Annotated in this window: 15 protein-coding genes; 4 read left to right on the forward strand and 11 right to left on the reverse strand. The window is 36.1% G+C overall.

The window, feature by feature from the left end; genetic code table 11:
• The first annotated feature begins 254 nt into the window (after positions 1-254).
• The 4 genes from RTK36_RS05870 (at position 255) to RTK36_RS05885 (ending at position 3,711) form a co-directional block, all read left to right on the forward strand.
• Positions 255-887 carry a DUF4397 domain-containing protein gene (locus RTK36_RS05870; RefSeq protein WP_312045198.1) on the forward strand — a complete coding sequence of 211 codons (633 nt, stop codon included), beginning with the start codon at positions 255-257 and terminating at the stop codon, positions 885-887.
• Positions 888-1,142: 255 nt separating this feature from the next.
• Positions 1,143-2,108, forward strand: coding sequence for an MBL fold metallo-hydrolase (locus tag RTK36_RS05875; protein WP_312045200.1), 966 nt, complete (start codon positions 1,143-1,145; stop codon positions 2,106-2,108).
• A gap of 20 nt (positions 2,109-2,128) precedes the next feature.
• Positions 2,129-2,839 carry a metallophosphoesterase gene (locus tag RTK36_RS05880; protein WP_312045202.1) on the forward strand — a complete coding sequence of 237 codons (711 nt, stop codon included), beginning with the start codon at positions 2,129-2,131 and terminating at the stop codon, positions 2,837-2,839.
• A gap of 359 nt (positions 2,840-3,198) precedes the next feature.
• Positions 3,199-3,711 (forward strand): VanZ family protein, encoded by a 513-nt coding sequence (locus RTK36_RS05885; RefSeq protein ID WP_312045204.1) that lies wholly within the window; start codon positions 3,199-3,201, stop codon positions 3,709-3,711.
• A gap of 287 nt (positions 3,712-3,998) precedes the next feature.
• On the opposite strand, the gene RTK36_RS05890 is transcribed toward RTK36_RS05885, so the two are convergent.
• The 11 genes from RTK36_RS05890 to RTK36_RS05940 all read right to left on the reverse strand — a co-directional run.
• The gene (locus tag RTK36_RS05890; RefSeq protein ID WP_312045206.1) at positions 3,999-5,660 is read right to left on the reverse strand and encodes a flotillin family protein; all 1,662 of its coding nucleotides are present in this window, start codon (positions 5,658-5,660) and stop codon (positions 3,999-4,001) included.
• Positions 5,660-6,250: a hypothetical protein gene (locus RTK36_RS05895; protein WP_312045208.1), complete on the reverse strand. Its 591-nt coding sequence runs from the start codon at positions 6,248-6,250 to the stop codon at positions 5,660-5,662. Before RTK36_RS05895 ends, RTK36_RS05890 begins: the two co-directional genes overlap by 1 nt.
• A 728-nt stretch (positions 6,251-6,978) precedes the next feature.
• Positions 6,979-7,662 (reverse strand): peptidoglycan recognition protein family protein, encoded by a 684-nt coding sequence (locus tag RTK36_RS05900; RefSeq protein ID WP_312045210.1) that lies wholly within the window; start codon positions 7,660-7,662, stop codon positions 6,979-6,981.
• Positions 7,662-7,916: a hypothetical protein gene (locus tag RTK36_RS05905; protein WP_312045213.1), complete on the reverse strand. Its 255-nt coding sequence runs from the start codon at positions 7,914-7,916 to the stop codon at positions 7,662-7,664. The genes RTK36_RS05900 and RTK36_RS05905 overlap by 1 nt, the downstream gene beginning before the upstream one ends.
• The gene (locus RTK36_RS05910) at positions 7,882-8,193 is read right to left on the reverse strand and encodes a hypothetical protein (protein ID WP_312045215.1); all 312 of its coding nucleotides are present in this window, start codon (positions 8,191-8,193) and stop codon (positions 7,882-7,884) included. The genes RTK36_RS05905 and RTK36_RS05910 overlap by 35 nt, the downstream gene beginning before the upstream one ends.
• Complete coding sequence (locus RTK36_RS05915; protein ID WP_312045217.1) at positions 8,190-8,468, reverse strand: hypothetical protein; 279 nt, start codon at positions 8,466-8,468, stop codon at positions 8,190-8,192. The genes RTK36_RS05910 and RTK36_RS05915 overlap by 4 nt, the downstream gene beginning before the upstream one ends.
• Before the next feature lie 72 nt (positions 8,469-8,540).
• Positions 8,541-8,696, reverse strand: coding sequence for a hypothetical protein (locus RTK36_RS05920; protein ID WP_312045219.1), 156 nt, complete (start codon positions 8,694-8,696; stop codon positions 8,541-8,543).
• The gene (locus tag RTK36_RS05925) at positions 8,696-9,013 is read right to left on the reverse strand and encodes a hypothetical protein (RefSeq protein WP_312045221.1); all 318 of its coding nucleotides are present in this window, start codon (positions 9,011-9,013) and stop codon (positions 8,696-8,698) included. The genes RTK36_RS05920 and RTK36_RS05925 overlap by 1 nt, the downstream gene beginning before the upstream one ends.
• A 22-nt stretch (positions 9,014-9,035) precedes the next feature.
• Positions 9,036-10,187 carry a hypothetical protein gene (locus RTK36_RS05930; protein WP_312045223.1) on the reverse strand — a complete coding sequence of 384 codons (1,152 nt, stop codon included), beginning with the start codon at positions 10,185-10,187 and terminating at the stop codon, positions 9,036-9,038.
• Positions 10,187-11,197 carry a hypothetical protein gene (locus tag RTK36_RS05935; protein WP_312045225.1) on the reverse strand — a complete coding sequence of 337 codons (1,011 nt, stop codon included), beginning with the start codon at positions 11,195-11,197 and terminating at the stop codon, positions 10,187-10,189. Before RTK36_RS05935 ends, RTK36_RS05930 begins: the two co-directional genes overlap by 1 nt.
• Before the next feature lie 13 nt (positions 11,198-11,210).
• The coding region (locus tag RTK36_RS05940; RefSeq protein ID WP_312045227.1) for a Gp37-like protein at positions 11,211-12,096 on the reverse strand (886 nt) is incomplete at its 5' end.

The following is a 12,096-nucleotide window of genomic DNA, read 5'->3' on the forward strand; positions in this document are numbered from 1 at the left end:
TACAAATCATTTATCTCGAATTTACCCCTAAATTAAATAACAATGTATTGTGTTTTTTGTATTAATTCTTCTCTTTACAATTACGTTTCAGTTAATTATCATTGCTATTTTTCTATTATATATCTAATTCGCCTTTTTTTTCAAATAATAAAAAGCATTTCTTTTCTTATATATTTTATAAGCTCAAATAGGTCTCACAGAGACAAATCTTCTAACATATTTTATATCATACTGCTATTTAGGAGCGATGAAATATGTATGCCAACAATAAATATAATCAAAAACAAATGCAACAAATGCCAATGGGTTATGTACGTGTCATTCATACAGTGCCTGGCGCACCAAATGTTGATGTATACGCTAATGATAAGAAAATCGTCAGTAATCTTGCCTATGGTAACTATACCGATTATTTGTCCGTACCCGAGGGAAAATACAAAATAAGCCTATACCCTGCCGGAAAAAAAGATACTCCTATTTTATCCGATATGCTGACCGTTAATAGAGATACGGTAATGACCATAGCAGCATTGGGAAATCCAGACGATATAGAACTTAGTAGCATCTCTGATGCTGACGTAATGAAAAAGCCCGACAAAGCCATGATACGCTTTATCCATCTTTCGCCAGATGCCCCCGCAGTAGACATTACATTGCCAGATGGAACAGTTCTTTTTAGCAATATCCCATTTGAACACCTTACACAATATATTGATGTTATGCCAATGAATTATACGCTGCAAGTTCGTGTTGCCGGAACTGACAATGTTGTTCTTACAGTGCCTGATGTGAAACCAGAAGCAAATAAATTCTATTCCGTTTATGCAATCGGTTTAGTTGGCGATACGCCTGAACTTAAAGCATTATTGGTACAAGATGGTAGATAAGCTTAAGTAACATTAAATTGGCTAGGGCGAATTGAACTATATCTATAAAAAAACCTTCAAACTGAGTTGTTATATCAATTCAGTTTGAAGGTTTGCAATACATAAACATATACAATAAACTGTCCAAGGTAGTTGCAGGCACTCCTCTACAATACACTTCGGTATAAGACACCAGTGCTATGCAGAAGGTGATTGGTATGATATAATGAAAAGAATATCTTTCTACAAAAAATGTTTGAGTTAGGAGGTAGTACTATGCTAACAAAAGTAGCTGATCATATCTATAGAAAAGTAGTACCATTACCCAATAACCCCCTGCGAGAAATCAATGCCTATATTATAACGGGAAGCAAAAATCTCTTGATAGATACCGGCTTTAACAGACCCGAATGCGAGGAGGCGTTAAAGAGAGCCTTTGCAGAGCTTGGAATCGTCAATACAGATTTATTTATCACCCATTTGCACTCAGACCATTGTGGTCTTGTACCAAACTTCGCCACTAAATCGAGCACCATTTTTGCCAGTGAAACAGATGGCGAACTGATAAATTTTGAAGTAGGAAATCTTTACTGGCGTATGTTAGATGATTTATTTATTAAATACGGCTTTCCTAAAGCGGAATTTGGTAGGAATACAGATATTCATCCAGGCAGAAAATATTGCCATGATGCTAGAGTAGATTTTACATATGTTTCAGAGGGCGATGTATTAAAATACGGAGAGTATAAGCTTGAGGTCGTTTTAACACCAGGTCATACACCGGGACATGCCTGTTTGTATGATGCAAAGAAAAAGATATTGTTTTGTGGCGATCATATTTTAGGTACTATCACGCCAAATATATGTATAGAATTGGGCGTTGAAAATCCATTAAAGGATTATTTGGATAGCCTTGCTAAAATAGAAAAATTAGATGTCCAGTTGTTGCTCACGGCCCATGGAACACCAATAGAGAATATGTATGGGCGGATTAAGGAGTTACAAAAGCATCACGAAGAAAGATTGGAAGAAGTAATGAAAGTTTTAGGTAACCAGTGGAAAACAAGCTATATGGTTGCAAAAGATATGACCTGGGAAATAAACTGTAAGGACTGGGATGATTTTCCCCAACCTCAAAAATGGTTTGCAACAGGTGAAGCCATTTCCCATTTGCAGTACCTATTTTTCACCGGAAAAATTGACCGTGAAGAAAATAACGGTATCTATTACTATAAAAAATAATTGTCTTTTGGAGGGAGTGTATGTCAGGAAGAATTTTAATTACAGGAGATAAACATGGAACTTTTCTTCCTTTGTTTAGCCTTGCTGAAAAAATAGAATTAAAAAATAGTGATATTTTAATCATTGCTGGTGATGCCGGCTATGTTTGGAATGAAGATTATTCTTATGGAATAGAAACATTACAGCAAATTTTCCCGGGTACTATTGTTTTTATTGATGGAAATCATGAAAATCATGCTTTACTAAATAGTTTGGAGATTTGCCAATGGAATGGCGGAAAAGCCCACCAGGTAGGAGAACGGGTATATCACTTAATGCGAGGTGAAATTTACTCTATTTATGGAAACAATTTTTTCACCTTTGGCGGTGCTCGCTCCATTGATAAAGATAGACGGGAGGAAGGCATAAGCTGGTGGAAAGAGGAAGAACCTTCATCCGAGGAAATCGAATATGGCAGAAAACAGCTTTTAGAAAACTATAGCAACATTGATTATGTGATTACCCACGAAACACCTTTATTCGCCAGAGAATGTATTTCTCGTTTTAAACAAATTGATGGGGATTATCATTTGCCCTCACATCTTCAGGAGTGGTACCATCTCATGTCAGGTTCTCCAAAATTTAAGAAGTGGTATTTTGGCCATATGCATGTAGATCAAGCCATAACGCCACAATTAAGAGGCGTACATGCAGATATTTTACCGCTAGATGAGGAAAAATCTATTTATTAAAGCTAAAAACATTTCTTTGGAAAAGCTCAATGCAATTTTTTGACTTACAAAGGCAGAACCACGTTTTTTGGTTCTGCCTTTAGGTATGCATCTGAATAGAATATGTTTCCTTGCACAAAACCATCTTTGCAAAACAAAAACCATAAATAATATTGATTCAATGTGGGTGACCTTATAAAGTTATCTTCTAATCAACTACAAAATTATATAATTCTTAAAAAAATCTAAAATTATATCATAAACAACTATGATATAATAAATTTATTGAAGCATTCAAATAATAATGAACCAATGCTGGTTTTGGGTGACGTAATATAAAAAAGTTACTCTACTATCATGCAGAAAGGAAAAACATTTCAATGGGAAAAAAAAGAAAAGTTAAGACTCTTGGGGCATTGCTATTCATACTTTATTTATTCATTTTAGTATGGATCATACTATTTAAGCTGCAATTTTCATTGCGCGATATAGATACTATAAGATTTGTCAACCTGATACCCTTTCACTATGCTAATTCTGTTGGCGGACTATTTCAAATTACGGAGATCAGAGATAATGTTCTGATTTTTATACCTTTTGGTGTTTTGCTTTCTATGCAGGCTCCAAAAATGAAGTTAGGAAGTAAAATCCTCATCATTTTGGGAACAAGTTTCGCTTTAGAAACCTTGCAGTATATTCTCTCTATCGGTGTTACTGATATTACGGACTTAATAACCAATGTATCTGGTGGACTAATCGGTATTCTTTTATATTCTTTCTTGCTAAAAACGGTAAAAGATAAGCAGAAAATTGATACAGTTATTTCTGTTTTTGGTGGTATCATGGCTGTTTTATTCTCGGGTTTGATGTCTATTTTACTACTGGTTAACTAGTAGCATCTGAAATTTGATGACTATAGAACTAGCTTTTTACGGGCACAGTCGTAAATTTGCGCTACGCCCTTACCTGCTTCCTATGAAAATAAAATGAACCTCTAAACTAAGCATTTATTCTGCATTACCTAGTTTAGAGGTTTTCTTATGAATATTTCTTATTGAAATTTAAAATAAACTTCATATGCCGTTAGCATATCAAAATGATATTATAATTTATTGGGCACTAGAACTAAGAATCATTTATCTAAATAGCAGATAAGAACTCGCTTAACCTATATAAATACTCAATTCTCTTCCGACCCCTCTGATATCTGTTCTATGGAATCCACCGATTCAACAATTTCAACAGATACTTCCGGATCTTCAATAACTACTTCTGTAACAGTTTCACCGTCTAAAATATCATCCTTAAGTACTCCTGCTGTTTCCGCAATAACGGCGGCCTTTTCTTTATCTGAAAGTTTGTCAAGATTAAAGTTGATATTCTTATCTGTCTTGCCAGCATAAGTATTGGCTTTCATGACCTCTGTCATATCAAATCCCAGCACATCCCTCATGCCTTCCGTAATAGCGGTTAAACTTCCAAGCGCCATTTTTGTCACATCTGTTGCACTACCTCCGGAACCGTCTCCACCACCAATAATCGTAATCTTATCAATTCTGCTCATTGGTTCTGCTATTGCTCTGGTGATCTCAGGAAGCTTATCAATTACTATGTCAATAATAGCGGCGTTGCCATATTTAGCGTATGCCTCTGCCTTCTTTTCCATGGCTTCCGCTTCAGCAAGGCCTCTTAGTTTAATCGCCTGGGCTGTGGCTTCACCTGTTTTTTGAATCATTGCAGCCTCAGCTTCCGCATTTAACTTCTTAGCCTCTGCATCGGCCTCTGCAGCCCTAACAGTCTTAATTTTATCGGCCTCTGCTTGTAACTCTGCTTTTTGCTTTTCGGCTGCAGCAGGGTTTACGACCGTTTCAAGTAATTCTTTTTGCTTGCGCTCTGCTTTTCTTTCTGCAAGTTCGGTGTTTTTTATTGCAGCAGCAATTTCCACTTGAATTTCCGCTTCTTTTACAGATTTCTGTCTTTCTTCTTTTAAAACAGCCGCATCCATTTCAGTATTAATAACTTCCATATTGGTGATATTTTGTTGAATTTCATAGGATGCATCTGTTTTAGCCTTAGCCAGCTGTCTCTGTTGTTCATAATCTAAAACCTTAACGTCTGCTTCTTTCTGCGCTTCTGCAATCTTTGCATCTGCTTCCAGCTGTGCAGCTGCACCGAGTCTTTTAGCCTCAGAAGTTTTAATCTGCGTTTCTCTTAATGCTTCCGCCTCTGCTATCTGGGCGTCTCTTTTTATTCCAGCAATCTGAGGTTTACCCAGTGCCTCTAAGTACCCATTCTTATCTGAAATTTCTTTTATAGAGAAAGATTTTAACTCCAGACCTAATACATTTAACTGCTCCGCTGCTACTTCAAGAACTTTTGATGCAAATTTATCTCTTTCACTATAAATCTCTTCTACAGTAAGGGTTGCTATAATTTCTCTAAGCTTACCTTCTGAAACATCCTTAGCCGTATCAATAATTTTTTCTTTTGTAACCGCAGACGTCACATCGTTAAACTGTTCCATTGCCATTAAAATGGCTTCCTCAGTATTTTGCACTTTAATTACCACAATACCTTCTGTATTAATAGGAACGCCATGTCTAGTCATTGCATCCTGCATGGCAATTGGAAAACGTACGTTTTGCAATGAAATATAGTCAATTCTTTGGAGTACAGGAATAACAATAACGCCACCCGCCGTAATCACTTTTTTCTTTCCAAGCCCCGTTACAACCGCCGCCTTATCAGCCGGAACCTTTTTCCATGCAGTTAAAATAACTAATGTAATCAAAATAATACCTAAAACAACCGCTCCTACGGTTAAGAGCAATGAATCAAACATCAAATATCCCCCTTCTTTTCTTTACAGACAATTGCAACACCATTCTCCTTTAATTCCAATATTTGAACGGTTTCACCATAGCCAATGGCCTCATTATCCTTTGAAGCAGCCGTATAATTTAGAGTTATCCTATCTACAATAACAACAATTTCTCCAAATCCGGATTCAATAATAGAACTGGTGACTCTGGCAGACTTTCCAACTATCTCGTCAGCCTTGGGAGATGAAACTCTATTTCTTTTAAGCGGTAAAATAACGAATTTGTTCATTATCACTGCAAAAAAATACCCCGCTGCAATGGCGATAATTAGGCTAATCTTCTCACTCACAAAAAATAGAGAAATAAGACCTCCGCCTCCAAATAAAACAAGAAACGATAAAATGGCTAATGAGCTAAGCGGTAACCAAGTGCTTGCAAAATTCATATCAGCATCAAAGTCGAAATCAATATCTGTACCCATGCTAAGACCAATGGAAAGAACGCCCATTATCAAGTCCAAAATAGGTACAATAATACCAATAACTAGGGTTGCTGTATATATTTTTTCCAGCGAGCTGAGCGATGCGTAACCTGCAAAAAGCTCTTTCATTTTGCACTGTCCTTTCTAATTTGTTTTCTACTTCATTATATCACATTTTCCAATATTTTGTAATAACATCTTACAATATTTTCTAATTTTTTATTAAATATAGCGATTTTAGTCAAAGGCCGATTTAAAATCATAAAGCAAATAAAAGCAGCAATATTACTTTTATATTCTATTAAACAGTAAAATAGAATGTAAACATAACCATAATATGGTCTTAACAGAAATTCTATAAAAAACTCTCAAACACATTTTTATACACTGAAAATGTAGAATTTCGTAATTGAAAGTTATTTGTATAATGACTTAAATAAACATTGCTTAAATTCAGCGCTGATAATATATATAGCACAGTTGTTTATCGCTTTTTATTCTCCTTTCTGACTGCTCCATATTTTTAGCTCCAATAAATATTCATCTAAAAGTTTGTTAAAGCATAAAAAAATAACCTCCAATCACATTTTTATACGTTACAAAAGTATAGACGTATTTTTGTAATTGAAAGTTATTTGAATGTCATCCCTGGTACGTTTTTTATTCATTAAAAATAATTAAACTATATAAATTAAACCTCAATTTTAGTATTTAAAATGAATGTTTACTCATCCCAATTACCCTGACTTTTTTACATGCTTTTCTATAGTGTTTTTTACTGCATTTACTGCAAAATCCACCCTATTCTTTTATAAAAATAACGGCTTGAAAAATTTATAGTACGTTTTTAGTACGCTCTATTTTCTTTCCAGCGTTGGCACGCTACCCTTATTACCAACCTTTAAGTCCAAGACCGCTGCAATGTCCCTTGTCTTGATATATGTAGCCCCATCCTTACGAATCATATCTACTTCCTGCTCTTTGCCATCAATAATAATTTTACCCTTTTCCACCATTTCATCATCCAACCTTTCTTTGAAGTTTTTCCATGCCTTTTCATCCTCTACAAACGGCTTAGGACATATCTTCCCTACAACGTCAAAATGCCTTATCACATTTTCAATCGGCAAATTGTATTTTTTCATCAATGACCGAACCAATTCAGCAGCATTTGCCATAGTTGCTTCGGTGAAATCACTTTTCCCATTTCTTACAGCATCACAAAGCTCAATAGAAATACTATTATTATTGGTACACTTTCCATACCATTTTCCGCCGCCCGTTGTGGCGCATGATGGGTATTTATTACCGCCTACGCTCCAAGCAACAAAATTGTCAGGCACACTTTGAAAAACGCTCTTATCGTCAACAAAATAGTGGGCTGACGCTTCTACAATTCTACTCTTGAAATAATTTGCATTTGCAACAGCCGTATCCCCATCATTGGCAGTGTAATGAATTACTATGTACTTAATTGCCGAGATATTGCGCATATTGCCAAAGTTGCCTTTTGCCGCTGTTACTACATTAATCTTCAACATTATTCCTCACCTCCGCTATTTTTCTGGTACTGGGTGCCAAAGTAAAAGGCAATCACCACACTAAATATGGTTAAAAACTGCTCTCCACTAATCCGGCCAACAATGGCTAAATAAGCAAATACCACCGTCAGCAAAATAGTAACGATGGATTTCACAGTCAAAAGATTCTGAATGGTTACCTTTGTGCTTTCCCTTAAGATTGCCGCCCCTTCCAACCACTCACCTTGCGCTTTGTTCGTTTCGTTTACTTTCATTCTCCGATTCCTCCCGTCTCATTCGTCTTTCCTGCCGCTTCTCCGCTTCCTTGTCCTGCCTATCTGCCCAGCGGTTGAATATGGTCATAACACCGCAAATGCCCAACTCCGTACCAAATACCGTCAATGCATTCCCTACAATGGTGGAAACATCCACCCCAAAGTAGGCTAAAACCATCCCCGCCACAACCACCGCTACGCAGAAAAGTAACGACGACACCACAATGGTTGTCATGGTATCATCATTAATCCGCAGACGTCTGCGTTTTTCCTTCAAGGCAACCGCCCCCCTGAAAGGAGATACCCGACCACCGCACCCACTACAACAGTAATTGCCTTTTCAACCACACTTTCCCATCTCTTCGCTGGTTTATCGGCTAACATCTTCACATCAGACTTAATCTCACTTACATCTTTCTTAATATAGCTTTGCTCCGTTTCCATTTTGGCAAATGCATTTGTAAGCTGTTCCAAATTATCCTGACGTTTCTCTAATTTATCTTGCCGTGTTTCTACATTTTCAATTCTAACTGCCATTTCATCTTGATTCATTGCATCAGCTCCTAGTTCAAAAAATAATAGAGCTGCAAATAAACAGCTCTTTTTATAAAATTCTCAATATCATTACACAATTTTATTTCCATTTAAGTCATAACCCTTTTCAGAAAGCATCACAGATACTGTCTCTCTGCATGTACTTGGCACAAGTTTAACTCCTTTATTATTTTCATCACATGTACGTTCTTTTTCTAAAACTAAGTAAAAATAAGTATCTTCCATTATACATTTCCTCCATTTGATAAAATTGCTTCGTAAATATCTGCGTTAGCTTTCATTTGAGACAATCTATTTTCTTGTAATTCTTCATAAATTGCTGCTTGAGTCTTCATCAGCATAAGCTCAATATTCGACGGCATATCTACTGGCTCATCTACAGTAAATTTTCCATTGGAGTAATACATCCCTATTGTTACGCTACTGCCGCATGCAACGGCAAACACTTCATTTCCTTCGCTGTCTGGTGGGAACTCTGGTTTCATGCCGTCAAAAAGTATGTCAATTACCAGCCCTTTGCAAATTATTGCGTACTTAGTCATTTAAATTCCTCCTATCAAAATATCACATATACCATTCTTGCATATCAAGCTCAAACATAATTGGCACATGAAGTGTTCCCGAACCATCCATAAATATGTCAGGTGTGTATCTGCTACCACTTGAATTTGCACCATACCTTATTCTTGCTCCAGACCCATTAATACCGCAGTCTCTTGTTGCATATGCCACCCCTGAATTCGAAACTTTAACGTATCTTTTCGGGTTTACTCCGTTTCCTGTGCCATCATCAAAGTAACTCTCAGTGTACTGTGGTATAGAAGGTGTTGCCGCCAGAACAAGAGTATATCCCAACTCTTTTGCAGAAGGCTGATATATTTTTGTCTCTTCTGTGTCCATCACATACATCTGTGATGATGTGTTTGGGGCAGTTAAGTACTCTCTCTTTTTTGATACCATTGCCTTCTTAAGATTTTTGTTTAGCATTGCACCATAGTAAGCATCACTTATCTCTCTTATTTTTGAACCTGCTCCCCATGATTCTCCCAACACAGAGGTATAGGCTGAACCTGCTGTTCCATTTATTTTGAACATTGTTATTTTAGATATTGAATCTCCACTTCCTGTTATACTTGACACAGTGTACATATGCTCATTCGTGGCAGATTGAAAATAGTTCTCTGGCATGGTAGCCAAAAAACCTGGAGAGTATGAGTCTGGTGTATCTCCGACAAAGCCCTGCTTTGCTCTCAGCAGTTGTGTTTTGCTCATTCCCCCAGCAAGATAAACAACAAGCACATGGGTATAAAACATACCATATGTTTCTATAGCATTCTTATAGTTTATAGCTAATAAACTCGGGTTTATTTTATCTCTAACGCTGTACAGAGATTCCCCTAAAGCACAAAACACTGCGGACACTGCACTTATTAACTGCCCTGATATGGAGCCCCACACGTCTGCATACTTCAGAGCATTCTGTCTAAACACTTCTCTTGATTCATCACTTATTATAGGGTTCAAAATAGCTTGTCTCATATATGACATCACGTTATAATTTGAATATACAACTCTAGATGAGAATGTTTTTTTGAACAGCTCATTTGAGCCAAGTACAGCCCCATTAGTTCCAGATTCCAGTATATCTTTTATGTAAAAGTTAACATTAATATCGCTTTGTATCCTTTCAATATCCATACCACTTAAAATTCCCATTAAACCACCTCACTGATTATTGTGTCATATCCTTCAGCTACCTTTTTATCTATTTTCCGAATTTTCTTTTCAATGTTTAGTCCATCTTCTGTGTAGATACTAAGTGTAGATACATAATCCTCTCCTGTTTTTTCATCCACCATCTCTGCTACTTTCGTGCCAGTCAATGTGTATTTAAGGGTATTGAAGTATTTGCCATCTACTTTTCTTTCTTGCATGGTACAACCAACAAAGGAAAATAAATTATTAATATCAAATGTTTGTAACTTAGAAATATCGCCTTGTACTTTGTCAAACCACGCTTGAATAACAGCTTGACGGGCGTCAAACTCATTTCGCTGGGTATCGCTCTGTGTTTGCCAGCCCTCCTGCTGTGTTGCCATTTGATTTTCCCAATCTGCTTTTTGTTGGGCTTTCGTTGCATTCCATTCAGCAATTTTTTGATTGAGATATGTTTCATATTGCTTGAAAATTTCTGTTGTATCAACATGGTCAACCACAGAGTGGACAATACCACAACCTGTACTATCTAACTTTTTAGATGTAATTTCAGCCTGTGTAATTCTCTGCGTGCCACTCTTAACCAAAACAATAGCTAACTGCAATTCATAAATATCAGCATTTCTCACTAATGCTGGTACCTGTGGATTTGCACTAGCCACCCCCTCTTTATAGATTGCTTTCATTGCCCTTGTGGTTGCATTCCACTGTAGTACAATAGAATCTTTTCTGTTATAGCTTGCATGGCTAGGAGAAATAAAAATAGGCAAATCCTCTGGTAATACATAGGTATAACCATTTATATATCCACTACCACTATGTAAAGTAACTACCATATTACTCGTTAGTGCTTCAACATCTAAACCATTAGAAGGATTAGGATAAACCCCATTAGAGATAAACTGTTTAAAGTAAGTCGCAAAATCTTTCGCACTATATACCCTATCAAATTCCCCTTGCTCATCCTCTATGGCATCAAAAGGAAAACTAAACTCTTTCATTTCTTCCACTTTATCACTTCCTTTATCTTAAATAATCCCCAAATGTAACAGCCAAGTTCAAACCTGTGGTATCATAAAACTCTTCTATTTCAACCACATTTTTCTGAATGGTTACACCTAACTTTTTGTTAATGGTTGTTACTACATCCCCTAAATTCCAATCAGTTAAATAAAAAAACTGTATAGAATTGGTATCCATTACAGTATCAAGGGTTTCTGATATTTTAAATTGTTGTAAGTAAATTTTACCTTGCTCCTGTGCTGTTGCTGTACTTTGAGAATCCAACTTCATATATGCTTCTTTTCTGTCTAAGCCTTTATTGCCATCATTCACAATTGTAGCTGAACCTTCATCATTCTCTACAATACAAGTATTCTTATGGGCGGTTGTATCAAAGTAGTATTCTTGTTCTAGTACGTTATTAAATTCTTTGCTAAACTTTACATCTGTTTGAATTGTTCCTTCGTACAACTCAAATACATATCTCTTATTTGCAATATCATAGTTAATCCGAAATCCTATATCATACTGCTGAGTAATTTCCTTAATCATGGTATAAACATCCACATTTTCATACTTAACACTAATAACAGGATTGTTTTTTAATGTGACTGATCCAATAATTAAATCAGGAATATTTCTATTGATATTGGTTGCATTGATAAAATTTTCATTTAACAACTTAGCAACTAAATTAGAAACTGTAATATCACCTATAAAGCTTGTAGTTCTATTCTCTAGGATGCAGGATATGCTTTTGCCAATGACAATTAACTTCTCTACTCCATAGCTATTAGTTGTAACATTCTTTTGCAAGATGAAACAAGCTTCATTGTTTTCCTTATGGTAAAGTAGAGTATTGATTTTTAATAACTTAAATACATCTTCATCAAATGGCATTTCAATC

This window comes from Anaerotignum sp., assembly GCF_031981185.1.
Taxonomy (GTDB): Bacteria; Bacillota; Clostridia; order Lachnospirales; family Anaerotignaceae; genus Chakrabartyella.